The following is a 24,590-nucleotide window of genomic DNA, read 5'->3' as shown; positions in this document are numbered from 1 at the left end:
GTCCGCTTCGCGTCCTTCATGGCTCAACCAGCGGCCCCGCTGGTTGAGCCAGCCGCGGCGACGAAGTCGCCCGCCGCTGCGTCGAAACCCTCTGGCGCCCGGTGCTGGAGCTTGCATTGCCCCTCGGCCGCGGGAAGGTTTCGACCGATGAGGTCCGCTCCGCGCACCTCATGGCTCAACCAGCGGCGCTTCGCGTCCTTCACGGCTCAACCAGCGATTCTCAGGCGGCCGGGCGGGGGCCGAAGATCGCGGTGCCGATCCGCACGCACGTCGAGCCCTCGCGGATGGCGACCCGGAAGTCGCCCGACATCCCCATGCTCAACTCGTCCCAACCGCCACCGACGGCGTCGCGGATCCGGGCCTGAGCGTCGACCAAGAGGCGGAAGCACGCGGCGACCTCGCCCTCGTCGGGGCTGTTGACCGCCATCGTCATCAGCCCCCTGGCGTCTAGCCGGTCGAACGACGACAGCGCCCGGGCGACCTCGACCGCCTCGTCCGGCCTGATGCCCGACTTGGCCGACTCCCCCGACGTGTTCACCTGGACCAACACCGGCAGCCTCCGGTCGGCTGCTTCAAGGCGCCGCTGCAGAGCCTCCGCCAACCGCAGCGAGTCCAGCGACTGGACCTCCGTCGCCACCCTCGCCACGTCGCGGGCCTTGTTGGTCTGGACGTGCCCGATGACGGCGAAACCGATGCCCTCGGGGCCCAGTTCGTCGGCCTTGGCGACCAGTTCCTGCACCTTGTTCTCGCCGAACAGCACGTACCCGGCCGCGTGGGCCTCACGGATCGCCGCGGCGTCGTGGTACTTGCTGACGGGCAGCAGCCTGACCTCGCCCGGGTCGCGGCCCGCGCTCAGGCACGCGTCGTCGATGTCGGCCCTGACGCGGGCCAGGTTCTGGGTGACGGTCACGGCCAGCGCGCCCCGAGCGAGATGACGCCCAGCGCTGAGAGGACCGCGAAGATGATGGCGAGGCCGGCGTAGCGGTCGGTGATCTCCGCGGGGACCTTCTCGGTGCCGACCGACTCGCGGATCGCGTCGTAGACCTCGGTCAACTGCCCGCTCGACTCGGCCGAGTACTTCTTGCCGCCACTGATTCGGGCGATCTCGCTCATCTCGTAGTGGTCGACCGAGACCCGCTGCCGCTGCCCGTCCTGCACCACGTAGCCGTCGTCGGTGCCGTAGGCGATCGTGTAGATCGGCACGCCGTCGTCCTTGGCCTTCTGCGCCGCGCCTGCCGAACTGCGGCCGATGTTGGTGGCGCCGTCGGAGAGCAGCACGATCGCGGCCGGTGCGACGGCCTCAGGGTCGTTCGGATCCGGGGGCACCAGTTTCAGGGAGTCGATGCTCTTGTAGATGCCCTCGCCGACGGCCGTCGACGGTGCCAACTCCAGCGCGCCGATCGCCCGATCGACCGCTCCCCTGTCGACGGTGGGAGGCACGGCGATGTCCGCCGTTCCCGCGAAGGTCACCAGCGCCACGTTGAAGCGTTCGGGCAGCGAGTTCACGAACTCCTTGGCGGAGGCCTGCGCGGCCTTGAGCCTGCTGGGGTTGACGTCCTCGGCCTCCATCGACCAGGACACGTCGATGGCGACCACGACCGTCGCGCGGTCGCGAGGCTTGTCCGTGTAGTCCTTCGGGATCGCCCAGGCGACGATCAGCGCCCCCAGGCTGAGCAGCGCGAGCAGCACGGCTCCGTGCCGCTTCCAGGCGGCGTCCTTAGGGACGACCAGTTGCAGTCGCGAACTCATGGGGCGCTTCTTGGTGCCGCCCTTGCCCGCGAGGAACACGTACAGCAGCGCGATCACGGGGATGATCGCCAACGCCCACAACCGCTGCGGGGCGATGAACTCCATGGCGAGCAGCGTCATCGTGGCCACCTCGCCGCCATGAACACCGCGCCGAGCGCCGCGACGATCGCGAAGCCGAGCGCGACCGCCGCGTAGGTGGCGGTGATGGGCTTCTTGACGTCCTCGTAGCCGATGACCGACCCGATCTGCTTGTAGGCGTCCTTGAGCGCCGCCGAATTGTCGGCGCCGACCGACTTCCCGCCGCTCGCGTCGGCGATCGCCTTGAGCGTCGCGGTGTCGGGGGCCACGTTCTCGCGACGCCCGTCGACGTCGACGAAGCCGTTCTCGGTGCCGTAGGCGATGGTGAAGATTGGGATCTCGCGGCCCTTCGCCTCCCGTGCGGCGTCCGCAGGGGCTGGGCCCTCGGTGTTGGTGCCGTCGGAGAGCATCACGATCATGGCGGGCGCCGCCTTGTCGTCGTCGCCCTTTGGCGCCTGGTCGACCGCCTTCAACGCCGAGGTGATCGAGTCGCCGATGGCGGTGCCGTCGGCCAGTTCGAGCGCGTTGATGGCGCGCTCCGTGGCGCCGCGGTCGGTGGTCGGTGGGATCGCGATGGACGGGCTGCCGGACATCGACACGACGGCGACGTTGTAGGTGTCTGGGAGGTCGTGCATGAACTGCGTCGCGGCCTTCTTGGCGGCGTCGAGGCGGTTGGGGCTGACGTCCTCCGCCGACATCGACAGGGACGTGTCGACGACCATCACGACGGTCGCACGCTCACGGGGTTGCTTCTCGACGCCGAGCGGGTTGGCGTAGGCGAGGCCGAGGACGACGAGAGAGGCGAGCGACATGGCCACGAACAGGTGTCGTGTCCAGCGCTTCTGTGAGCCGACGACCCGGCCGAGGACCCCTGTGTTGGTGAAGCGAAGCGCGACCCGGCCCCTGAGCCGCAGCACGATCAGGTAGGCGATGATCAGGACCGGAAGCAGCGCGAGGGTCCAGAGGCGTTCGGGGTTGGCGAAGTCGGGAACCCAGCTCACTTGCTCACCCCCTGCGGCGGCTGATGCAGCACGCTGGCCGTCTTGCGGTAGTTCAGGACGAAGCGAGCGATGTCGGCGACCCAGTCGCGGTCGGTGCGCAACTGGATGTGCCCGACGCCGGCCCGGCGCAGCGAGACCTTGATACGTTCGCGCTGGGCGCTGGTGGCGGCGTCCATGCGTCGCCTCGCCGCGTCGTCTGAGGTGTTGATGTAGCGGGAGAAGTCGGTCTCGGGGTCGCGGATCAGCATCTCGCCGACGTCGGGGAACTCGACCTCGTGACGGTCGATGATCTCGACGGCGAGCACCTGGTTCCGCACGGCCAGGCGGCGCAGCGCGCGCTCCCACGACGGGGGCTCGTTCACGTCGAGTTCAGAGTCGCCCGGGGTGAGGAAGTCGGAGACGACCACACGCATGCCTCGGCGGCGCTCCGCGCGGGTCAACTGCTCGATGCCGTCGGCAAGTTGCAGGTCGCCGGTGGCGTGGTCTGGCACGATCGGCTCGGTCAGCATCTTGCGCAGCAGGCCGTAGAGGGCCGTGCGACCGGAACGGGCCTGGAAGCGCTTGACCTTGTCGGGCAGCATCACCATGCCGCCGAACCGGTCGCCCATCTTCTGGCTGAGGAAGCCGATGGTGGCGATCGCGGCGATCCCGAGGTCGCGCTTGGTTATGCCGTCGGTGCCCCAGTTCATCGACGGGGTGGCGTCGAGCAGCGCCCACACCTCGAGTTCGCGGTCGGCCATGGTGTCGCGCACGTGCGGGACGGTGGTGCGGGCGGTGACCGCCCAGTCCATCTTGCGGACGTCGTCCTGGCCCGGCTGGTAGACGCGGGCGTCGTTGGTGTCGGAGCCAGGGCCCGGCAGCAGGCCGAGGTGGTCGCCGTGCAGGAACCCCTCGAGGCGCCGGACGATGGTCAACTCGAGGCGGCGAAGAGCGGCCTCAGGCGCCAGTTTGCTGAGCGGGATGGTCGGGCCGGTGGGCGGACGCAGCACCGACATCGCGGCGCCGCGCCGATCGTCGGGCGCGAGCATGGGCGGCCCCTGCGGAGGGGGGCCGTTGAAGGTGAACTCCGGCTGGGCCACAGCTTCCTAGGCGCGACCGGGCTGGTGCGCGTGCTGCTCGTGGCTGGCCTGACGCTGCTCCTGGTTCCAGACCGGCGTGGGCGCCGGCACCATGGCGAGGATCCGGTCGACCACGTCAAGGGTGCTGACATCGTCTGCGATCGCGTCGAAGCCGAGCACGATGCGGTGCGCCATCACGTCCCTCGCGACGGCCTGCACATCGGTCGGCAGGACGTAGTCGCGGCCGTTGATCAGCGCGAGGGCACGCGCAGCGGCGACAAGACCGAGGGTGGCGCGCGGAGAGCAGCCGATCTGGATCACGTTCTCCAGGTCGGGCATGTTGAAGTCCTTCGGCGCACGGCTGGCGAGGACGAGCCGCACGATGTACTCGGCGACCAGGTTGTGCACGAAGACGTTGGAGGCCATGTCCTGCAGGTGCAGCACCAACTGGGTGTCGAGGACCTGCTCTGCCTCCGGCGGTCGCACCGACATGCGGCGCAGGATCTCGAGTTCCTCGTTGCCGCGGGGGTAGGGAACGTCGACCTTCATCAGGAAGCGGTCGCGCTGCGCCTCGGGCAGCGGGTAGACGCCCTCGGACTCGACGGGGTTCTGCGTCGCGATCACGATGAACGGCTTCGGCGCCGGGTAGGTCTTGCCGCCGATGGAGACCTGCTTCTCCGCCATCAACTCGAGCATCGCCGACTGGACCTTCGCTGGCGCACGGTTGATCTCGTCGGCAAGGACGAAGTTGACGAACACGGGGCCGAGTTCGATCTGGAACGACTCGGAGTTGGCCGAGTAGATGCGCGTTCCGACGATGTCCGATGGCACCAGGTCGGGGGTGAACTGAATACGGGCGAAGTCGCCGCCGACGACGGTCGCGAACGAGCGAACGGCAAGCGTCTTCGCGACGCCAGGGACGCCCTCGAGCAGGCAGTGGCCCTTCGCGAGCAGAGCCACCATGAGCTGTTGCACCATGTGCTCCTGCCCGACGATGACTCGCTGAACCTGACTGATGGCCTGTCCGAGGACCTTGGCCGCGTCGGCGACGTTGCTCGGCAACTGCGCTTGTTCGGTCGGCGGTGTGCTCACGCGGGGCTCCTTCTGGATAGTGATCCGCGTCTACGATAGCGCCCCCGTCAGACCATCCAACCTGTTCGACGGCGCGCGGGATGTTGCGCACCTGCTTGGGGTGATGTGGTTCGATGGTTCACGATGAGCACCGAGGATCGGCCCGGGACGGGCCCCGACCAGCCTGACGACGCGGCCGCGGGCGCCGCGTCTGCCGGGGAGTTTGACGACACCCCGACCGTCACGCGCGCCGACCTCCCCACCTCGAGCACCGCACCTGTCCCCCCTGTCGACATGGCAGAGCAGTTTCCCCTCACCGACGAGGACCCCGTCAAGGTCGGCGACTTCTGGCTCGACGCGCGGCTCACCGCGACCCCCGCTGGCATGGCGTTCGTCGGTCACGAGGACGGCGGAGACTCCGCCATGCTGCTGCTCCTGTCGGAGGGCGCCGCGCAGGACGCCGCGGCGCGCGCCAGGTTCTCCGGCGAGATCAACGCCATGCACATCGACACCGTGGTCGCCCGGGGCGGGCAGGACCAGGAGGACGGCCGGATGGGCGGCCGCTTCCGTAGCGAGGACGACGACCCGCAACTCGACTCGAAGGCCCCGTTGGCGCCTTGGGTCGCGCTCGCGTTCGACGGTTCCAGGCGGGCGGTCACGGAGGCGCGACGGATCCTGCTCGCGATCGACCTGACGGCGACTCCCCCGCTCAGCAAGCCTGCCGGACCCGACTACCGGCTGCACTGGATCGACAAGACGGGCCACGGCACCACCCGCGTGTGGCCGCTCCCCTGGCCGGGCAAGAAGGACCGCGCGGGCTGGGTCACGATGCTGGTCAGCTTCCTGCTGATGGCGCTGATCGCCGCCCTCGCCCTGCTGCTGGCGATCCTGCTTTTCCAGAACCAGCCCCTCGTCGACGCGCCCCAGCCGATCCCCTCCCCCGCGTCCGGGTCGGGCGGGTCCGGCTCGCCCGACCCGAGTCAGAGCGGCAGCGGCGGCACCCCTTCGTCCCCATCGTCGGGCGACAACGGCGGCAAATACTCCGAGACCCCGTCGATGCTGCAGCCGAGCGGGGACCAGTCCGGCCCCGGCGATCCGTCGCCGAATCCGAAGCTGTAAGCCCGATCCGGGAAGCCGGTCCGCGCCGCTATGCTCGTGGCGTGGTTGGGGGCGTTAGCTCAGCCGGTTAGAGCAGCGGACTCATAATCCGCCCGTCGCGGGTTCGAGCCCCGCACGCCCCACCGCTGCGGCCAAGGCCCGATCCGCGCTCCTGTTCAGTTGCCGCCAACCTGCCGCTCGCGCCACCGGAGTTGCTTGTTCCGGTTTCCGCAGATCTCCATCGAGCACCACTGCCCGGTGCGGGAGCGGGAGTGGTCGTAGAAGGCCCAGTGGCAGGCGTCGTCGCGACAGGCCTTGAGCCTCGACCAGGTGCCGTCGCCAAGGGCGGCGGCGACCGCTGCGGCCACGGCGCCCGCCAGCCACCTCGGCCCGCCTCCGACCGGCTCGAGCGCAAGGCCCGCCTCCGTGACTGTTGTGCGTGCACCCGACCAGTCGATCGCGTCGGCGACCGCCACCCTGGCCTCTTCCGGCAGCGGGGCGCGGTCGTGGTTGGCGAGCAGAGCGACCCGGAGCGTCTCGCGCAACTCCCGGAGCCGAGCGAGGTCGGCGTCCGTGGCCGCGCCCTGACAGCCGACCTCCGTGGACCAGCGCCCCCAGCCGTCGGCGTCGAGTAGCGAATCGACGCCGTCCTCGATGTCGAGGCTGTTCACGAAGGCTCGCACCAACTCGAGCGCGCCGGGGGCCCGCGGTGCAACGACCGTATCTGCCATCCACCCAGTGTAACCATCAATTTTGCGTTGATGGTTGCCATGCCCCACCCGTCGGCGTAACCTGCGAATGCATGAAGACGGTTAGCGCCTGGTCGAGCCCCGACTACCGCAAGGTGTGGGGGGCCGGGGCGGTCGCCGGCCTGGGCGCCGAGATCGGGGACCTCGCCCTCCCCGTCCTGGCCCTGGTGACACTGGGGGCGAGCGCCCAGGAGATGTCCTGGGTCAGGGCCGCGATGTATCTGCCCTATCTCCTCCTGACGCTGTGGCTGGGCGTGGTCGTCGACCGGTACCGCAGGCGGCGCATGATGATCGGCGCCGAACTGGTCAGCGCACTTCTCGTGATCTCGATGGCCGTGCTGGCCATGGCCGGACTGCTCGGCATCCCGACGCTCGTGGCGTTCACGTTCCTGCTCGGTTCGCTCGCCGTGCTTCACTCACTCGCCGACTTCTCCTTCCTGCCGCACGTCGTGACGGCCGAGCAGTTGCCGGATGCCAACGCGCGGGTGACGGCGACCGAGTCGGCCATCGACATCGGAGGCAGCGGCTTGGGCGGCGCGCTGGTTCAGGCTGTGACGGCTCCCATTGCGCTGCTGATCAACGGGGTCGCCAGCGTCACGTCCGCACTCCTGCTCTGGCGGGTGCGGACTGCCGAACCCGCCCCGGAGCACCCCGAGGCAAACGCCGTCACGCAGGCGGGTCAGGGGTTGGCCGCGCTGTGGCGAAACCGTTCGGTGCGCGGCCTCGCCGTCGAGGCGACGACATGGAACCTGGGCAACGAGGTGTTCATGCTCGCGCTCACGGTGGCGATCCTCACCTCACGGCCCGACGGGCCAATCGCGCTCGGCCTGGTGCTGATGGCGGGCGGCGTCGGTGCCTTCATCGGGGCCGCGTTCAGTGCGCGCCTCACCGCCAGGTTCGGCTACGGACCGTCGCTGATCGGGGCCCTGATCGTCGGGAACACCGCGCCACTGCTCGGCATGTTGGCCGCCCGCGACACGACCCTCGCCTCGCTGGTCATCCTGGCGGTCGCCTTCCTCGCCTCCGGGCTGGGCGTCGGGGTCGCCAACTCACAGGCCGTGACCGTCCGCCAACTGGCGGTCGACGAGGCCATCCGAGGGAGGGTCAACGCCGCCTACCGACTGCTCTCCTGGGGAGCGCTGTCGGTGGGTGCTCTGGTGGCTGGACTCACCGTCGACCTCGCGGGCCTGTGGCTTGCCGGGGTCATCGGCGCGTCGGTGATGGCCCTGTCATCGCTCGCGGTGATCCTCTCCCCCGTGAGGCGGATGCGCGACCTGGTTGACTCCCGAACCGCCTGAACCCCGAAAGACAGGCGTTGACTGCAGTCGGGCTCACCTCATCCGGGTAGGAGCGGTTTGCGGCCTCCACGGCGCCCGACCCCCTCCACTCGCTGCGTGCACGCCAAGATTCGGTGACAAGGTAACGGGGCAACACCGGGTGTTCGGGTCCGATCGGGTCACGGGACCCGGGCGCGGAGTGGACGATGCGTTGTGTGAGGATCGTGGGATGACTGCATACGGGTATGTACGCACCGCCTGCACCGATTCCCCGACCCAACGCGAGCTCCACACCTTGTCACAGGAGTTGAGCGAGTCCAATCTCCAGGTCTACGTCGACAGCGAGGTGTGCGGGCACACAGATGCTCTGACCCGCAGGGGCTTCTCCAACCTCCTGGAGACCCTCGATCCGGGCGACCAGGTCATCGTCTGGGACGTCAACCGGTTCGCCCGGGAACTGGACGGCATCCTGGCCGCCGTCAACGCGATCCAGGAGCGCGACGCGACGATCCGACTCGTCTCGAACGACCTGGTGCTGGAGTAAGCCCCCAGCCCTGTGCCTGCAGCCCCCTCAGGGGTGATGGTCCGTGCGGATGTGGGCGCGGTGCAACGTGGCGGCGGTATCGTCGGCGACGTAGGACCACCCGTCGAGGCTGCCGGGAGCGCGTCAGCGCGACCCGCCCGGCGCCACGGCCAACTCGAAGGAGCGCACATGTCCTCTCCCACCCAGCAACTCTCCGCCGCGGGCGTCAGCATCTGGCTCGACGACCTCTCCCGCTCCCGCATCACCTCCGGCAACCTGCAGGAACTGATCGACACCCGCAACGTGGTGGGCGTCACGACCAACCCGACGATCTTCCAGGGTGCGATCTCGCACGGCGAGGGATATGCCGAGTCGATCGCGGAGCAGGCGGCGGCGGGGGCATCGGTCGACGAGGCCATCTTCACCCTGACCACCAGCGACGTGCGCGACGCGTGCGACATCTTCCGCCCGATCTACGACGCCACCACTGGCCGGGACGGCCGCGTCTCCATCGAGGTTTCCCCCGACCTCGCGCACGACACCGACGCGACAATCGCGCAGGCGCGCTCCCTGTACGACGCCGTCGACCGGCCCAACGTGCTCATCAAGATCCCGGCCACGAAGGCCGGGCTGCCCGCGATCACCGAGACGATCGGGTCGGGTATCTCCGTGAACGTGACGCTGATCTTCAGCCTCGAGCGCTACTCCGAGGTGATCGACGCGTTCCTCGCCGGCCTCGAGAAGGCCAGGGACGCCGGCCTCGACCTTTCCCAGATCCACTCCGTCGCGTCGTTCTTCGTCTCCCGGGTCGACACCGAGGTCGACAAGCGACTCGCGGCGATCGGCGGCGAGGCGGCGGCAGCCCTGAAGTCCAAGGCGGGCGTCGCCAACGCGCGCCTCGCCTACGAGTTGCTCGAACGGCGCTTCGCCGAGGACGGGGCCACGGCGCTCGTCGCGGCGGGAGCCACCGTCCAGCGGCCGCTCTGGGCGTCGACCGGGGTGAAGGACCCGTCCCTCCCCGACACGCTCTACGTCACCGAACTGGTCGCAGCACACACCGTCAACACGATGCCCGAGAAGACACTCCAGGCGACCTTCGACCATGGCGTCGTCACGGGTGACACCATCACCGACCACTACGCGGAGGCGCACGAGGTGATGGACGCGCTCGCCGAGGTCGGGGTCGACTTCGCGGACGTCACGCAGCGGTTGGAGGACGAGGGCGTCGAGAAGTTCATCGCCTCCTGGCACGACCTCCAGGCGACGGTGAAGCAGGCCCTCGCGGACGGCTGACCGGGGCTCAGCGTTCGGGGACCACCACGAGCAGTTCGCCCACAGTGCAGCCGAGCACATCGCAGATCGCGGTGAGCGTCCCGAACCGGATCGCCCGGGCACGGTCGTTCTTCAGCACCGAAAGGTTCACGAGGCTGACGCCGACTCTGCGCGACAACTCGGTCAGCGTCATGCCGCGCTCCTCCAGGAGTTCATCGAGGCGGCAGTGCACGCGCCCCTCGTCGGTGGGCACTCAGACCATCCCCTCAGAGTCGGCCTGCAGCAGCGCGCCGTAGCGGAAGACGGCGGCGAGCAGCAGGAGCACGACGGCGGCCCCCACCGGCCAGAACGGAAGCGTCACCTGGAGACCCGCCGGTTCGGGCCAGCCGAGGGCCGTCAGTGAGTCGACAGGCGGCCCGGTGGTGGTCGATCCCCAGGCCTTCACCTCGAACAGTTCCCGGGACGCGAGGAAGTTGCCGATGTCGGAGGCGATGGATGCCGCGGTGCCGCCGATCAGGACGATGAGCGCGGTGGTGCGAAGCGCCCGGGAACCGAGCCGGAAGGGATCGCTGTCGCCCATCGAGCCTGCGAGCCGCCAGGTCGTCCAGGCGACGCCGATCAACGTCGCTCCTCCGAGGAGGACCGCAAGCGCGAGTACCGCCCGGGTCGCGAAGGACAGCCCGCTCGCCTGCACGGTGGCCTGGTCGAGGACCCCGTTGACGAATGTCGCCGAGGGGCCGTCCTGGAACGTCACACCGTCGGCCAGGTGGATGGGCAGGTGGACCGGAACGGTGACGTCGAGTTGACCGCCCGCCAGCGCCGCGATGGCACCCAGCAGGGCGCTGAGACCTGTCAGCCCCATGGCGATCAGGCTGGCGACCTTTGCCACGGTGGCGATGTTGGCTCGGCCCGCGCTGCCGAGGACTGCGGCCAGCACCCCGAACATCAGCAGGGCGAGAACCAGGAAGACAAGAGCGAAGGCTGCCATGGTCGGCTCCTCACGAAAGTTATCGAATAGCGATAAGCATAACGATATTCGATAACCTCTGGCAAGAGGGGCGGTCGGTCAGGTTCAGGGCAGTTGCGCCTCGATCTCCCGCATCAACCGGGTGCCGACCTTCCACAGCCCGCGCCGGTTGCGCACCGAGACGGGGTGGCGCAGCGCGACCGGGTCAGAAAGCACGAGGTGCTGGTGCGAGCGCAGCGACCAGGGCGAGCACATCTCGATGGCGCGTCCGTACTGATCCTCGCCGCACCACGACGCGTCGTGGCAGTCGACTAGTTGCGCGAGGCCGATGATCGCGCCAAGCTCAAACTGACGGGGGGCGTCGACCCAGGCGGGGGCGACTCGGGGAAGCCGTTGGAGGGCCGTGACATCCGGGGAGAAGGGCGCGAAGATCGCCACCTGTCCGCGGTAGGTCGTCGGGAGGATCCGGTTCTCGACATCCTTGTCTTCGTGGACGATCTGCCACGCCCATGGTTGCCTGACGCTCAACACGCGAAGCTCGGAGCACAACTGCCTCGATACGCTCGGCGTGGTCGCGGGACTTGTCACTTCTGCTGCCTTTCTTGCATGGGTCGGACCGTCGTCAGGACGTGCGGCGGCCATGCCCGGGGTGGTTGGTGAGTCGACCGACTCAGGTGCGCGACGGGACCGATCCAGCGGAGCGGTCCGGCCTCCGGACGAGTTCGTCCTGCACATGGAACAAGTGTAGAAAAGACCTCGTTGGGCGCCTTGGGCGGGGTCGCCGTGTCGCATCGCCGGTGGCAAACCACCCGTCACGGGTAGTTCGGGCTCAGACGAGGGGCCGGTCGCCGGCCGTTCCCTGGGCCTGTCGAAGGGGTCCGCAACCACCACGACAGCGGCCAGGGACTGCGCACCGGGTGCCAGAGGTTCGGCGCGCGCTGCGGCGCTTCGCGCCCGTGCTCGGCTCAACCAACGGGCCGTTCCCTGAGCCTGTCGAAGGGTCCGCAACCACCACCACAGCGGCGAGGGACTGCGTACCGGGTGCCAGAGGTTTCGACGCGCGCTGCGGCGCTTCGCTCCTTGCACGGCTCAACCAACGGGGTTTCGACGCGCGCTGCGGCGCTTCGCTCCTTTGCACGGCTCAACCAACGGGGTTTCGACGCGCGCTGCGGCGCTTCGCGCCTCTGCCCGGCTCAACCAGCCGCGGCTACGACGTGGCGTCGGCAAGCGCCTCCAGCCAGTCGGCGATGCCGTCGGTCCCCTCGGCCAGGATGTCTGCGTAGGCGCCCAGCCCGCTCTGCTCCAGCGAGGCGCTCACCACGCGGCAGGTCGTGAGGCCCGCGGCGCGCAGGTCGACCAGGGCGTCGAAGGCAGGCAGGTCACCCAGGTCGTCGCCACACATCGCCACGACCGTCGCACCGGTCTCCTCGATCAGCGCTCGGATCGCGTCCCCCTTCGTCACCGTCGAGGCGCGCAGTTCGATGACACTTCGGCCCGGCTCGATCGTGAGGCCATGCGCCGAGGCGATGCCCTCCAGCCGCGGCAGCAGCGACCCGTAGGCGCGATCCGGGTCGTCGCTGCGTCGGGTATGGACGCCAAGCGCGATCCCCTTGTCCTCGACCGCCACCCCGTCGACGCCGCATGCCTCGATCGCCTCGCGGATCGCCTCGAGCGCCTCCCCGATGCCGGCGGGGCGCGCGCCTGCGTCGTCGACCGCCTCGCCGACCACCCAACGTTGCGCGCCGTAGCCGCCCGCCACGATCAGGCCGTTGACGCCGCGCTCCTCCAACCGGGCCAGCTTGCTCACCGTCTGGGTGCCCCTGCCGGTGATGATCGCCAGCGCGCCGAGGCGTCCCCTCAGGCGTGCGAGGGCTTCGGCGGCACGGGGGTCAAGCCGCGAGTCGTCGGGGTCGGGCACGATGGGCGCGAGCGTCCCGTCGAAGTCGAGCGCGAGCAGCACCCGTTCCGGATGCGCGCCAGCCGCCCGCATGAAGTCGTCTCCGGCCTGGTCCTGCACTGTCCACCTGGTCATGGCACCCACCTTGCCAGGTTCATCCGACGCGGACCTCGGTAGGGTGGGACCGACGCAAGGAGGAAACCCCATGTCTGAGCGCGCGCACTTCGTCGTCGTCGCCAACCGGTTGCCCGTCGACCGGGTGGTGGCCGACGACGGAACGGTCGACTGGAACACCTCGCCGGGCGGTCTCGTGACCGCCCTCGAGCCCGTGATGCGCAGGGAGGGCGGAGCCTGGGTCGGCTGGCACGGCGCACCGGATGAGGAGGTGCAGCCCTTCACCCACGACGGATACGCGATCGTGCCGGTGCCGCTGAGCTCCTCCGAGTTCGAGGAGTACTACGAGGGGTTCTCCAACGCCACCCTCTGGCCCCTGTTCCACGACACCGTGGCCTTCCCGGAGTTCCACCGCGAGTGGTGGGACGCCTACCTGATCGTGAACCGGCGCTTCGCCGAGGCCGCCGCCGAGGTGGCGGCCGAGGGCGCGACGGTGTGGGTGCAGGACTATCAGCTTCAGCTCGTGCCGCGACTGCTGCGCGAACTGCGCCCCGACCTCAAGATCGGTTTCTTCCTGCACATTCCCTTCCCGCCGGTGGAACTGTTCCTGCAACTGCCGTGGCGGCGCCAGATCCTGGAGGGCCTGCTTGGTGCCGACCTCGTGGGCTTCCAGGTCGCGGGGGCGGCGTCGAACTTCCTCCGGCTGGTGCGGCTCAGGACCGAGCACAAGGTGGAGCGGCACCACGTTCAGGTCGGCGATCACGTCTGCCGCGCGAAGTCCTACCCGATCTCGATCGACACCGAGGGATTCCGGGAGTTGGCGGAGTCGCCCGCGGCGATCGCGGAGGCCGAGGCGCTGCTCAGCGATCTGGGTCACCCGAAGGTGGTACTGCTCGGGGTCGACCGGCTCGACTACACCAAGGGCCTGCGGCAGCGGATCCGCGCGGTGGGCGAACTGTTTGCCGAGGGCAGGCTCGACCCAGCCGAGGTGGTGTTCATGCAGGTGGCAACGCCGTCGCGCGAGCGCGTCGAGGAGTACCGGAGGCTGCGCGACGACATCGACCTGCTGGTGGGCAGGATCAACTCGGAGTTCGGGGGTGTCGGCCGGCCCCCGATCGTGTACCGCCACGCAGGGTTCCCCCGCCAGACCATGGCCGCCATGTACCGGATCGCCGACGTCGCGCTGGTCACCCCGCTGCGCGACGGCATGAACCTGGTCGCCAAGGAGTACGTCGCGTGCCATCCAGGCCTTGACGGCGCGCTGGTGCTGAGCGAGTTCGCGGGCGCCGCACGCGAACTGAAGCAGGCGTACCTGGTCAACCCCTACGACATCAACGGCATGAAGGACGTCGTGATGCGCGCCGTCGAGGACCCACCGGAGGAGCGCCGCAAGCGGATGCGCGCGCTGCAGAAGCAGGTCGGCACCCACACGATCGACGCGTGGGCAGACAACTTCCTCGGCGACCTGAAGCACTACGCGCGCTGAGGTCCCGGCACCGGGAAAGGAAGAAGGCCACCATCGAGACGATGGTGGCCTTCTGCTGGCTCCCCGGACTGGACTCGAACCAGTAACCCTTCGATTAACAGTCGAATGCTCTGCCAATTGAGCTACCAGGGATTAGCGTTCCCACGCGAGGAGAAACGTTATCAGACTCGACGAGGCGAATGCGAATCGGCTAGACCCCCGGGAAGTACTCCTCCCTCAACCGGTCGGTCTCGGCCACGACGGCCGCGGCGGTCGCCGGATCCGCAAGGTCGGCACCCCCTGATGGCACGGCATACCAGCGCAGGGGTTGGTCCGCTCCGAGCCCGCGGCGGCAGATGATCTGCACCTCACCACGCACGGGCGAGTCGATCAGGCACTGGACGACGGTCGATGCCTCGACCCGCTCTCGGAACAGCCCGGGAAGCTGGTTCGGCTCGCTCAACTGCACGCTGAACTTCTCGCCCTCGATGCTCTTCCAGCGGAACGACCCCGACTCGGACTTCCACCCTCCGCCGCTGACGTCCTCCCACGGCCACACCTGCCACGCCCCGTCCCGGCGCAGCGCGAGCGCCTCGCGGGTTCCGACGAGCACGACGCCGTCTCCCGTGGCCTGCGCCAGCACCTCGCCGCGCCCTCCAAGGGCGGCGTCGAGGCCCTCGTTGAGGCTGGAGTCGATGCGGGTCCGCTTGAACAAGGCCATGCCTCCATTGTGCCCCGGTTGTGGAGAAGTTGTGTTGTCCGTCGCCGGGCATCCACAGGTCCAGCAGACGTCGCCGAGGATTGCTCCACCCCGGCCAATGCTGAGGCATGAAGACACCGAATCTCGCCCTGGTCTGGCTCGCCGAAGGCGAAGACCTCGCGGCCGCAAAGGCCATCGAGGCGGGGCTGTATGCCCACCACCTGATCGCTCAGGGCGCCACCGACTCGCGATTGGAGGGAGTGGTCGACGCCGGGCGGCGGGCCATGGACGTGCTCTGGGGCGTCGGGATCCGAGTCGCACGCAAGATCGCCTATCGGGTCGCCCTGGCCGCGAAACTCACGCCGGATGACCTGTTCCAGGAGGCGTGCCTCTCGGTCGCGCAGGCGATCCGTGCCTTCGACCACACCCTCGGTGTGAGGTTCACGACCTTCGTCTACCACGTCATCCGGCGGGCGCTTTCCGACTCGCCGCTCTCCGCCACGAGCGCGGTGGGGTCGCGCGCGGACCGGCGGGCCACCCGGAAGGCGCTGTTGGCCCAGGGACAGAGCCCAGGGGCGAGCCTCAGCGCGGCGGCCGCGGCCATCGGGGTCAGCGTCTCAGCGGTCGCACGGGGGACGCTTCGGCGGGTGCCGCTGGAGGGTGTCGTGGCCGAGGACGTCGACGCCCAGCACCGGATGACGCGGGCGGTGGAGACCTCGGTGGACTTCCTGGCACTGCTTGCCCCGCGGCACCGCAGGATCCTCGAGTTGCGGCTGCGCGAGCCGCGCTACACGTTGGCGCTGCTGGCCGAGGCGCTCGGCGTGTCGGTGTCCACGGCCTATCGCTGGGACCGGGAGTCGTTGCTGGAGGCTCGCGCGGTGCTGGAGGCGGACCGGACGACGGCTCCCCCGCGGGCCGGGAGAGGAGGCTGACGGCGGACGACCCGTCGAGCCGGGCAAAGGGGCGCAGCGCCGCAGCCCACGTAGAAGCCCCTCGCACGCGGCGCATGATCTCGACCCCGGTCAGCGCCGGTTACGGACCCCTCGACAAGCTCGGGGAACGGCCCGCTGGTTGAGCCGGGCAAAGGCGCGCAGCGCCACAGCCCGCGTCGAAACCCCCCTCACCCGGCGCACGATCTCGACCCCGATAAGCGCCCGGGTTACGGACCCCTCGACAAGCTCGGGGAACGGGCCGCTGGTTGAGCCGGGCAAAGGCGCGTAGCGCCGCAGCCCGCGTCGAAACTCCTCGCACCCGGCGCAGGATCTCGACCCCGATCAGCGCCGGTTACGGACCCCTCGACAGGCTCGGGGAACGGCCCACACCACTCGACCGGCACCGGGTTGCGGACCCCTCGACAAGCTCGGGGAACGGCGCTCCACCCAAATCAGCGCAGGTTACGGACCCCTCGACAAGCTCGGGGAACGGCCCACACCACTCGACCGGCACCGGGTTGCGGACCCCTCGACAGCTCGGGGAACGGCACTCGGCAGGCTCGGGGAACGGCACTCGACAGGCTCGGGGAACGGCACTCGTCAGGCCCGGGGAACGGGAGACTACCCCAGCCCGACGGCCTGCAGGCGCTTTCGCCGCATCTCCAACTCGGTGAGCTGGGCGAACTGGGCGCGGTGGCCCGTGGGGTCCTTGACGGGGTCGGTGCGCTGCAGCTTCGACTTCACGTCGGCGATCTGGCGCGAAACCCGCGCCAACTGCAGCCGCGAGGTGTGGGTGAGCGAGTATGTCTCGTCCGGATCGCGAAGCAGCGGCTCGACGAGCAGCGCGACCAGCAACTGCTCGACCAACTCGTTGGGCGCCGCGGCCCGCAGCCGGTCGGTCCAGTTCTCGCCGAACTCCACCGCCGACAGCAGCCGGAACACGGCCTGGTAGCCGGGATGGTTGAAGTCGGTCGGCTCGACCGAGTTCCAGGCGGCGTCGAACGTCAGCGGGTACTGCAGCATCAACTTGAGGCTGTCGCGCTCCAACCGCAGCGCGGGGTCGTTCGCCTCTGGCCACGCCGGGTCGACCTCGCGCTCCGGCTCCGTGGGGTCAGGCTCCGGGCCGGCCTGCCGCCGTCCGACGCGCGCGGCCTCGCGACGCACGTCGTCGAGGTCCATGCCGAGCACCCCGGCCAGTTCCCGTAGGTACTGGTTGACCAGCGACTGGTCCCGGATGGAGCCGACCAACTCGGCGCCCTCGCGGGCGGCCGCGAGCCTGCCGTCCGCACGGTCCAGGTCGTAGCTCTTGGCGATGTTGGCCATCACGAAGCGGTACAGCGGGATCCGACGGGCCACCAGTTCCCGCACCGCGGCCTCGCCCTGTTGCAGGCGCAGGTCGCACGGGTCAAGGCCCGTCGGCTCGACCGCCACATAGGTCTGCGCGATGAAGTTCTGGTCCCCTTGAACACCTTGAGCGCCGCCGCTTGGCCGGCCTTGTCGCCGTCGAAGGTGAAGATCACCTCGCCGTGCAGGCCGTCGGAGGTGCCCATCAGCCGCTGCAGCAGCCGACCGTGGTCCTCGCCGAACGCGGTCCCGCACGAGGCGACCGCCGTTTCGACGCCGGCCAGGTGCGCGGCCATCACGTCGGTGTATCCCTCGACCACCACCGCCTGGGACTTCTTGCCGATCTCCCGGCGCGCCAGGTCGAGGCCGTACAGCACGTGCGACTTCTTGTAGACGGGCGACTCGGGGGTGTTGATGTACTTGGCGGGCAGCCGATCGTCCTCGTAGATGCGGCGCGCTCCGAAGCCGAGGACGGCCTGCGCCGAGTCGCGGATCGGCCACAGCACCCGGCCGGTGAAGAAGTCGCGGCCCGAGTCGCGCACCAGGCCAGCGGCCTTCAGCACGTCGTCGGTGAAGCCCTGCGCCTTCAGGGTCTGCCGGAGCGCCGCACCGTGCCGCGGGGCGTACCCGACGCGGAAGTGCAGCGCGATCTCGCGGTCGAAGCCGCGGCCGTCCAGGAACTGGCGTCCGGCGATGCCCTCGGGCGAGTCGAGTTGCTTCGAGTAGAAGTCCTCGGCCGCCTGGTTTGCCTCGAGGACGCGCTTGCGCAGCCCAGGCGTCTGCCCCGGACCCGAGCCGTCGTCCTCAATGCGCAGCACGATGCCCGCCCGGTCGGCGAGCACCTGCACAGCCTCCACGAAGGACAGGTTCTGCTGCCGCTGCAGGAAGGTGATGACGTCGCCGCCCTCGCCGCAGCCGAAGCAGTAGTAGAACCCTCGGGCTGGCGTCACGGTGAAACTGGGGGTCTTCTCGTCGTGGAACGGGCACAGCCCCTTCAACGACCCGCCGCCCGCGTTGCGTAGGGCGACGTATCCGCCGACGACATCCTCGATCCGGCTGCGCTCACGGACGGTCGCGATGTCCTCGTCGTTGATGCGGCCTGCCATGGTTGATGAGTCTACTGGCACTATCGTGACGACCGTGACGGTGGAGATCGGCTGGCAACTCGCGCTCGCTCTCTCGCTGCTGGTCGCGCTTGGAACCGGCGTGGCGCTGTGGGGCAGGGTGCCCGTCGCGCGCACCATTCCCTGGGCCGCCCTCCGGGCCGGAGTGCAACTCCTGGTCGTCTCGCTCGTGGTCGGCGTCGCCCTCAGCCAGGCGGGCCTCGCCGTGGCCTTCGTCTGCCTGATGTTCCTGATCGGCGTCTACACCACGTCGAAGCGATCCGGGCTGCGCTCGTGGCGAGCCGTGGGCTCGGCCGGGCTGGCGATGCTGGCAGGCGCGCTGCCCGTCCTGGTGATCATCTTCGCGACGGGAACCGCGCCCTTCACGGGGCCGGCGATCGTTCCGATCGCGGGCATCCTGGTGGGCAACATGATGACTGCGCACACCCTGGTGGCGCGGCGCGCCTTCGCGGATCTGCGCTCGGGCATCAACCAGTACGAGGCCTACCTGTCGATCGGCTTCGAGCGCTCCTTCGCGATCCGCGAGGTGATCTCCCCGACGCTCCACGAGGCGCTGATCCCCGCGCTCGACCAGACGCGCACCGTCGGCCTCGTCGCGCTCCCCGGCGCCTACATCGGCGTCCTGCTCGGCGGCGGCAGCCCGTGGGCGGCCGCGGCGGCGCAGGTGCTGGTGCTGGTCGGCGTCAACGCGGGTCAGGTGTGCACCGCCGTCACGGCCCGCTGGCTGATGGCCGGCGCCCGACTGCTCCCGCCGGACCTCGCCGAGCGGCTTCGCCCCTAGCTCAGGCCCCGCGCCCGATGCCGCGGGGAAGTCGCTTAGGGTCCCAGCCGAGCAGCGCGGCGGCCTGCTCGAAGGCGAACCGGTCAGTCATGCCCCCCACATAGGCCACCGCTCCGCGGATCAGGTCGTCGCCGCGGTACTCAAGCGGCAGCGCCTCCGGGTTCTCGAGGTAGTAGTCGACCAGATCGGTGAGGACGCGCACCACCGTCACGGACTGGGCGACGGACTCGGGGCGCGTGTAGATCCGCTCGTAGTTGAACCGCCTGAGTTCGCCGAGCGCCTCGGCGGTCAGTTCGTCCATCCCGACCACACCCGTCTCGGCCGTGGTGGCGATCACAGCGTTGATGAAGGTGGCCAGTTGGGTGCGGCGACTGACGCCCGCCACGTCACGCACCACCGACGGGAGATCCTCGACGGTGACGATGCCTGCGTGGACGGCGTCCTCCAGGTCGTGGGCGCAGTAGGCGATCCGGTCGGCCCACGAGACGATCTCCCCCTCGATCGTCGAGGGCGCCGGCCGCGACCAGGAGTGGTTGCGGATGCCGTCGAGGGTCTGGGTCGTCAGGTTCAGGTCGGCGAGCACCACGTCGGCTCCCCAAGGGCCGTGGTCGTAGCCGCCAGCGATGAACTGGTCGAAGGCGTCCTCGGAGGCGTGCCCGCCGGGCCCGTGGCCGCAGTCGTGGCCGAGCGCGATCGCGTCGGCGAGCGTCACGTTGACGCCGATGCCGCGCGCCATGGCGACGGCGGCCTGGGCGACCTCGATGGCGTGGGTGAGGCGGGTGCGCTGATGGTCGGTCGGGTAGACGACGACCTGGGTCTTGCCCGCAAGCCGCCGGAACGCGGCCGAGTGGACGATCCGGTCGCGGTCCCGCTCGAAGCAGGTGCGGAACTCGTCCGGTTCCTCCTGTCGCGCGCGCTCGCCTGCGCCGTCGGAGAAGGAGGACTCCTCGACGTAGAGCAGGCGCTCCAACTCCTCGCGCTGCGCCCTGGTGCGCGCCCCGCGTGGGGCGAGCCGGGCCGTCGAGGTCGCGTGGGCCGAGATCACGCCGTCGCCGTGACCGTGCATGGTGGCGGCCCACAGCTTGGTGCGGGGCAGGAGGGAGTCGTTCATGTCGAGGCCAACCTACCCGAGGTCGTCAGCGGTCTTCGCGCGCCTTCCACTCGCGTTGCGGCTCGCCGACATAGACCTGACGCGGGCGGTAGATCCGCTGGCCCGGGTTGTCGGTGACCTCCTTCCACTGCGCGATCCAGCCGGGCGTCCGGCCGATCGCGAACATCACCGTGAACATGTCCATCGGGATGCCGATGGCGCGCAGGATGATGCCGGAGTAGAAGTCGACGTTGGGGTACAGCCTGCGCGAGGCGAAGTAGTCGTCCGCAAGCGCCGCCTGTTCGACCTCGCGGGCGATGTCGAGCAGCGGGTCGGTGATGTGCATGGAGTCGAGCATCGAGTCGGCGGCCGACTTCAGGATCGTGGCGCGCGGGTCGAAGTTGCGGTAGACGCGGTGCCCGAAGCCCATCAGCTTGGCGCCGGACTTCTTGTCCTTGACGCGGTCGATGTACTGCTGCGCGCTCAGCGATCCGTCGCGGATCTGCTCGAGCATCTCGATGACGGCCATGTTGGCGCCGCCGTGCAGCGGACCCCACAGCGCGTTGACGCCTGCCGAGACTGAGGCGTACATGTTGGCGCCGCCGGAGGCGACCATCCGGACGGTGGAGGTCGAGCAGTTCTGCTCGTGGTCGGCGTGCAGCACCAGGAACATGTTGAGCGCGTGCGCCACCTCCGGCGTCGTCTCGTAGTCGCGGTAGGGCTGCGTGAACATCATGTGCAGGAAGTTCTCCGCGTACGGCAGGTCGTAGCGGGGATAGACGATCGGCTGGCCGATGTGCGACTTGTACGAGGCCGCCGCGATGGTGCGCGTCTTGGCGATCAGGTTCGCGGCCGCCTCCCTGAATCCCATCGCGTCGGTGAAGTGGTGCTCCGGGAGGTCGTGGCTCTGCAGCGCGGAGATCATCGCGGACAGGATGCTCATCGGGTGCGCGTTCTTGGGGAACGCGTCGAAGTGCTTGCGCATGTCGCGGTGCAGCCACGAGTTCTCCGTCAGCAGGCTGCGGAACTCGGCGCGCTCCTCGTCGTCCGGCAGTTGGCCGAAGATCAGCAACTCGGCCGTCTCGATGAAGCTCGACCGGGCTGCGAGGTCCTCGATGGGGACGCCCCGGTAGCGCAGGATGCCTCGCTCGCCGTCGATGAAGGTGATGGCGGAGCGGCATGAGCCGGTGTTGGCGTAGCCGTCGTCCAGGGTGATGAGCCCTGTCGCGCCGCGCAGCCGACTGATGTCGATTGCCCTCTCCCCCTCCGTCCCTGTGACGATCGGCAGTTCATAGCTCTGCCCGTCGAAGATGAGGTTTGCAGTTTCGGACATGGATATTTCCTCCGATTCCGGCCAAGGGGCCCCTTGGAATCTAGCGAACCGGTACTGGTGGGCTTCGCCCGGGTCGGGCTTGGTCAGCCGGTAGGTTGGCTGACAACGGCAAAGGAGCGCTTCCATGGACAGCAACCACCCCGGTTCCAACTGGGCGGGCAACATCGCATACCGGGCGGCGGAACTGCTGCGCCCCGGCACGCTCGAGGAGCTGGCGCACGAGGTCGCCTCGCGCCCAAAGGTGCGCGTACTCGGCAGCCGTCACTCGTTCAACGACCTGGCAGATACCGACGGAGTCCTGATCAGCCTGGAGGCGATCCGGCGGGCCCCCGTCGAACTGGTCGCCGAGGGCGTCGTGAGGGTGCCTGCGGGGGCTCGGCACGGCGACCTGGTGCCAGAACTGGACCGGCTCGGGGTCGCCATGTCGAACCTGGCCTCCCTTCCCCACATCTCGGTGGCGGGGGCCGTCGCGACGGGCACCCACGGCTCCGGGGACGCGATCGGGACGCTGTCGACCCAGGTCGAGGCCATCGACTTCATCGCGGCCGACGGGTCCCGCAGGCGCGTTTCCCGCGGCGACGAGGACTTCGAGGGCCACGTCGTCCACCTCGGCGCGCTCGGGGTGCTGATCAGCCTCGACCTCAACGTGTCGCCGACCTACGAGGTCGCACAGACGGTGTTCGAGGGCCTGACGTGGGAGGCCGCGCTCGGCGACTACGAGGCGCTGACGGCCAGCGGCGACAGCGTCAGCCTGTTCACCACCTGGGCCGATGCCGCCAGCGTCGACCAGGTGTGGGTGAAGACCAGGCACCCGCGCACGGCGCCCGACCTGTCGCGCCTGGGCGCCCATCCGGCGGACGGGCCTCGGCATCCGATCCCGGGCGCGGACGCGTCGCCCGCGACCGAGCAGGGCGGCGTCTTCGGCCCGTGGCATGCCCGGCTTCCGCACTTCCGGCTCGACTTCACCCCGTCGGCGGGCGCCGAGATCCAGGCCGAGTACCTGGTGCCGCGCGCCGACCTGCCCGCGGCGATCGCGGCGATCCAGTCGCTGGCGCACCTGATCGCCCCGTTGCTGCACGTCTCGGAGATCCGCACGATGCGAGCCGACGACCTGTGGCTCTCGCCCGCCTACGGCCGCGACACCGTCGGGCTGCACTTCACGTGGAAGGACGACCAGGAGGCCCTGTTCAACTTCCTGCCGACGCTGGAGGCGGCGCTGCCGAACTCGGCGCGACCGCACTGGGGCAAGGTGACCACGCTGCCCGCGGAGGAGATCCGCGCCCGCTACGAGCGCTGGCCCGACTTCGCGGCGCTCGCCGCGCGGCTGGACCCGGACCGCAAGTTCGTCGGCCCGTTCCTGGAGCGCCTCGGCCTGTAACGTCCGGAGGGTGAGTTTCGACGTCTTTCTGTTCAGCTTCTGGCCACAGTCACACGAGCGTGCGCTTCAGGTGACCGCCCTCATTCGCCCCCTGCTCAGCTCGAGCGCGATGTCGATCGTCCTGCCCGACGGTGAAGCGGACATTTACGGCTGGGAACCGAACGGGGACGGGCTGGTGACGGGCATGATGCTCAACCACATCGGTGGTCGGGTCGCCTGGGACCTTCTCGTCGAGATCGCCAAGGTGGGGCGTTTCGCGATCCATCCAATTGGTTGTGCCATGTGCTTCGTCGATGAGGCCGACCTGCAGCACGCACCCGCGGAGTTCCCGACTCGCATCATCTCCAGCGGCGCAGAGCTTCTGGAGGAGATCCTTGCGAACTAGCCTCCCGAGACGCCGATCTCGGCGTCGGCGAGGTCGAGGTCGCAGCCCGAGGTGTCGTCGTACCAGCCGTAGGGAAGCACGACCTTGCCCCGCGGCGAGCCCTGCCTGCCGCGGGGGTGCCAAGTTCGTTGACGGGGAACTCGGCGTCGGCGTCCAACTGGTCGACAAGGCCGCGCAGTTCCTCGAGCGTCGAGACCATCGCGAAGCGGCGGCGCAGTTCGCCGACCGGGTAGCCCTTGAAGTACCACGCCATGTGCTTGCGCAGGTCGGTGAGGCCGTGCCGCTCGCCCTGGTAGCCGGCCAGCAGTTCGGCGTGCCGCAGGATCATCCGGCCGACCTCGCCGAGCGTCGGCCGGAGCCGCAGTTCCTCGCCCTCGAAGGCCGCCGCGAGGTCGCCGAAGAGCCAGGGCCGCCCGAGGCAGCCGCGCCCGATCACGACGCCCGCGCAACCGGTCTGGTCCATCATCTTCAGGGCGTCCTCGGCCTCCCAGATGTCGCCGTTGCCGAGCACCGGGATGTCGACCTCGTCGACCAGTTCCCTGATCCGGGCCCAGTCGGCCTCTCCTGAGTAGGCCTGCTGGACGGTGCGGCCGTGCAGGGCGATCGCGGCGGCGCCCTCCTCCTGCGCGATGCGTCCCGCGTCGAGGAAGGTCTCGTGGTCCTTGTCGATGCCGATGCGCGTCTTGATGGTGACGGGCACGCCGTGCTCGTCGGCGGCGCGGACCGTCTCGCGCACGATCGCGCGCAGCCGGTCCCGCTTGTACGGCAGCACCCCTCCGCCGCCCTTGCGGGTCACCTTGGGGACGGGGCAGCCGAAGTTGAGGTCGATGTGGTCGACGGCGAAGTCGCGGATCAGGATCCGGGCCGCGTCGGCCATCACGTCCGCGTCGACCCCGTACAACTGCACCGAGCGGGTCTTCTCCCCAGGGTCGAACGCGAGCATGTCGTGGGTCTTGTGGTCGCCGACCACGAGTCCGCGCGAGGTGATCATCTCGCACACGTACAGCCCGGCACCCTGCTCGCGGCACAACTGCCGGTAGGCGGCGTTGGTGACGCCTGCCATCGGCGCGAGCACGACGGGCAGGTCGACGACGACGGCGTCGGGTCGGCTCGGCGCGTGCAGGCGCAGCGGGGCAACGGCGGGCATGTCTCTCCTGGGGTCGGGGTAACCCCAGGAGTTTACGTCCGAACCGGGTGAGCCCGG

Annotated in this window: 22 protein-coding genes, 2 tRNA genes and 2 pseudogenes; 10 read left to right on the top strand and 16 right to left on the bottom strand. The window is 69.5% G+C overall.

All coding sequences use genetic code 11. From position 1 onward, the window contains the following. Positions 1-220 precede the first annotated feature (220 nt). From BW730_RS04690 to BW730_RS04670, 5 genes are read right to left on the bottom strand one after another with little or no spacing between them, the layout of a single operon-like run. Positions 221-910 (bottom strand): YggS family pyridoxal phosphate-dependent enzyme, encoded by a 690-nt coding sequence (locus tag BW730_RS04690; RefSeq protein WP_077685241.1) that lies wholly within the window; start codon positions 908-910, stop codon positions 221-223. Continuing rightward, a complete protein-coding gene (locus BW730_RS04685) occupies positions 907-1,878 on the bottom strand; it encodes a VWA domain-containing protein (protein ID WP_077685240.1) in 972 nt (323 codons plus the stop codon). Before BW730_RS04685 ends, BW730_RS04690 begins: the two co-directional genes overlap by 4 nt. Then, positions 1,866-2,828 carry a VWA domain-containing protein gene (locus BW730_RS04680; RefSeq protein ID WP_077685239.1) on the bottom strand — a complete coding sequence of 321 codons (963 nt, stop codon included), beginning with the start codon at positions 2,826-2,828 and terminating at the stop codon, positions 1,866-1,868. Before BW730_RS04680 ends, BW730_RS04685 begins: the two co-directional genes overlap by 13 nt. Next, complete coding sequence (locus BW730_RS04675) at positions 2,825-3,856, bottom strand: DUF58 domain-containing protein (protein WP_077687523.1); 1,032 nt, start codon at positions 3,854-3,856, stop codon at positions 2,825-2,827. The genes BW730_RS04680 and BW730_RS04675 overlap by 4 nt, the downstream gene beginning before the upstream one ends. Positions 3,857-3,913: 57 nt before the next feature. Continuing rightward, a complete protein-coding gene (locus tag BW730_RS04670) occupies positions 3,914-4,978 on the bottom strand; it encodes an AAA family ATPase (protein ID WP_226997073.1) in 1,065 nt (354 codons plus the stop codon). Positions 4,979-5,101: 123 nt separating this feature from the next. Between BW730_RS04670 and BW730_RS04665 the strand changes: the two genes are divergently transcribed. Both BW730_RS04665 and BW730_RS04660 read left to right on the top strand, forming a co-directional pair. Next, positions 5,102-6,076, top strand: coding sequence for a hypothetical protein (locus BW730_RS04665; RefSeq protein WP_226997072.1), 975 nt, complete (start codon positions 5,102-5,104; stop codon positions 6,074-6,076). A gap of 48 nt (positions 6,077-6,124) precedes the next feature. After that, a tRNA-Ile gene (locus tag BW730_RS04660) sits at positions 6,125-6,198 on the top strand. 33 nt (positions 6,199-6,231) lie between these two features. On the opposite strand, the gene BW730_RS04655 is transcribed toward BW730_RS04660, so the two are convergent. Continuing rightward, a complete protein-coding gene (locus tag BW730_RS04655; RefSeq protein WP_077685237.1) occupies positions 6,232-6,786 on the bottom strand; it encodes a CGNR zinc finger domain-containing protein in 555 nt (184 codons plus the stop codon). Positions 6,787-6,857: 71 nt separating this feature from the next. Between BW730_RS04655 and BW730_RS04650 the strand changes: the two genes are divergently transcribed. From BW730_RS04650 to tal, 3 genes are all read left to right on the top strand, one after another. Continuing rightward, positions 6,858-8,102 carry an MFS transporter gene (locus BW730_RS04650; RefSeq protein WP_077685236.1) on the top strand — a complete coding sequence of 415 codons (1,245 nt, stop codon included), beginning with the start codon at positions 6,858-6,860 and terminating at the stop codon, positions 8,100-8,102. A gap of 208 nt (positions 8,103-8,310) precedes the next feature. Next, positions 8,311-8,625, top strand: a complete 315-nt coding sequence (locus BW730_RS04645) for a recombinase family protein (RefSeq protein ID WP_077685235.1) — start codon at positions 8,311-8,313, stop codon at positions 8,623-8,625. 168 nt (positions 8,626-8,793) lie between these two features. After that, positions 8,794-9,897 (top strand): transaldolase, encoded by a 1,104-nt coding sequence (tal, locus tag BW730_RS04640; protein WP_077685234.1) that lies wholly within the window; start codon positions 8,794-8,796, stop codon positions 9,895-9,897. 7 nt (positions 9,898-9,904) lie between these two features. Here the strand turns inward: tal and BW730_RS04635 are convergent, their stop codons facing one another. The 4 genes from BW730_RS04635 to otsB form a co-directional block, all read right to left on the bottom strand. Beyond that, positions 9,905-10,129, bottom strand: coding sequence for a helix-turn-helix domain-containing protein (locus tag BW730_RS04635; protein WP_077685233.1), 225 nt, complete (start codon positions 10,127-10,129; stop codon positions 9,905-9,907). After that, a complete protein-coding gene (locus BW730_RS04630) occupies positions 10,130-10,864 on the bottom strand; it encodes a hypothetical protein (RefSeq protein ID WP_077685232.1) in 735 nt (244 codons plus the stop codon). 84 nt (positions 10,865-10,948) lie between these two features. Then, positions 10,949-11,371, bottom strand: a complete 423-nt coding sequence (locus BW730_RS04625) for an ASCH domain-containing protein (RefSeq protein WP_145952725.1) — start codon at positions 11,369-11,371, stop codon at positions 10,949-10,951. A gap of 679 nt (positions 11,372-12,050) precedes the next feature. After that, positions 12,051-12,875 carry a trehalose-phosphatase gene (gene otsB, locus BW730_RS04620; protein ID WP_158522472.1) on the bottom strand — a complete coding sequence of 275 codons (825 nt, stop codon included), beginning with the start codon at positions 12,873-12,875 and terminating at the stop codon, positions 12,051-12,053. Between the two features lie 70 nt (positions 12,876-12,945). Between otsB and BW730_RS04615 the strand changes: the two genes are divergently transcribed. Beyond that, positions 12,946-14,340: an alpha,alpha-trehalose-phosphate synthase (UDP-forming) gene (locus tag BW730_RS04615; protein WP_077685229.1), complete on the top strand. Its 1,395-nt coding sequence runs from the start codon at positions 12,946-12,948 to the stop codon at positions 14,338-14,340. Positions 14,341-14,396: 56 nt separating this feature from the next. Here the strand turns inward: BW730_RS04615 and BW730_RS04610 are convergent. Together BW730_RS04610 and BW730_RS04605 are read right to left on the bottom strand one after the other, a co-directional pair. Continuing rightward, a tRNA-Asn gene (locus BW730_RS04610) sits at positions 14,397-14,472 on the bottom strand. Between the two features lie 58 nt (positions 14,473-14,530). Beyond that, positions 14,531-15,040 carry a hypothetical protein gene (locus BW730_RS04605; RefSeq protein ID WP_077685228.1) on the bottom strand — a complete coding sequence of 170 codons (510 nt, stop codon included), beginning with the start codon at positions 15,038-15,040 and terminating at the stop codon, positions 14,531-14,533. Positions 15,041-15,147: 107 nt separating this feature from the next. On the opposite strand from BW730_RS04605, the gene BW730_RS04600 reads away from it, so the two are divergent. Beyond that, on the top strand, positions 15,148-15,951 hold the full coding sequence (locus BW730_RS04600) for a sigma-70 family RNA polymerase sigma factor (RefSeq protein ID WP_077685227.1): 804 nt from the start codon (positions 15,148-15,150) through the stop codon (positions 15,949-15,951). Positions 15,952-16,572: 621 nt separating this feature from the next. Here BW730_RS04600 and dnaG read toward each other — a convergent pair. Further along, positions 16,573-18,401 (bottom strand): annotated as a pseudogene (gene dnaG, locus BW730_RS04595) (DNA primase). Between the two features lie 34 nt (positions 18,402-18,435). On the opposite strand from dnaG, the gene BW730_RS04590 reads away from it, so the two are divergent. Further along, positions 18,436-19,200 carry an ABC transporter permease gene (locus BW730_RS04590; RefSeq protein ID WP_226997071.1) on the top strand — a complete coding sequence of 255 codons (765 nt, stop codon included), beginning with the start codon at positions 18,436-18,438 and terminating at the stop codon, positions 19,198-19,200. 1 nt (position 19,201) lies between these two features. Here the strand turns inward: BW730_RS04590 and BW730_RS04585 are convergent, their stop codons facing one another. Beyond that, the gene (locus tag BW730_RS04585; RefSeq protein ID WP_077687521.1) at positions 19,202-20,266 is read right to left on the bottom strand and encodes an HD domain-containing protein; all 1,065 of its coding nucleotides are present in this window, start codon (positions 20,264-20,266) and stop codon (positions 19,202-19,204) included. A gap of 70 nt (positions 20,267-20,336) precedes the next feature. After that, positions 20,337-21,623: a citrate synthase gene (locus tag BW730_RS04580; protein ID WP_077685225.1), complete on the bottom strand. Its 1,287-nt coding sequence runs from the start codon at positions 21,621-21,623 to the stop codon at positions 20,337-20,339. A gap of 124 nt (positions 21,624-21,747) precedes the next feature. Between BW730_RS04580 and BW730_RS04575 the strand changes: the two genes are divergently transcribed. Both BW730_RS04575 and BW730_RS04570 read left to right on the top strand, forming a co-directional pair. After that, the gene (locus BW730_RS04575; protein ID WP_077685224.1) at positions 21,748-23,001 is read left to right on the top strand and encodes a D-arabinono-1,4-lactone oxidase; all 1,254 of its coding nucleotides are present in this window, start codon (positions 21,748-21,750) and stop codon (positions 22,999-23,001) included. 10 nt (positions 23,002-23,011) lie between these two features. Next, positions 23,012-23,386 (top strand): hypothetical protein, encoded by a 375-nt coding sequence (locus BW730_RS04570; protein ID WP_077685223.1) that lies wholly within the window; start codon positions 23,012-23,014, stop codon positions 23,384-23,386. Here BW730_RS04570 and dusB read toward each other — a convergent pair. Continuing rightward, a pseudogene (gene dusB, locus BW730_RS04565) lies at positions 23,383-24,533 on the bottom strand (tRNA dihydrouridine synthase DusB). The gene BW730_RS04570 and the pseudogene dusB sit on opposite strands and share 4 nt — an antisense overlap. Positions 24,534-24,590 lie beyond the last annotated feature (57 nt).

It is taken from the genome of Tessaracoccus aquimaris, assembly GCF_001997345.1.
Lineage (GTDB): Bacteria > Actinomycetota > Actinomycetes > Propionibacteriales > Propionibacteriaceae > Arachnia > Arachnia aquimaris.
Note: the sequence above shows the minus strand (reverse complement) of the source record. Positions and strands in the feature narration are given on the sequence as shown.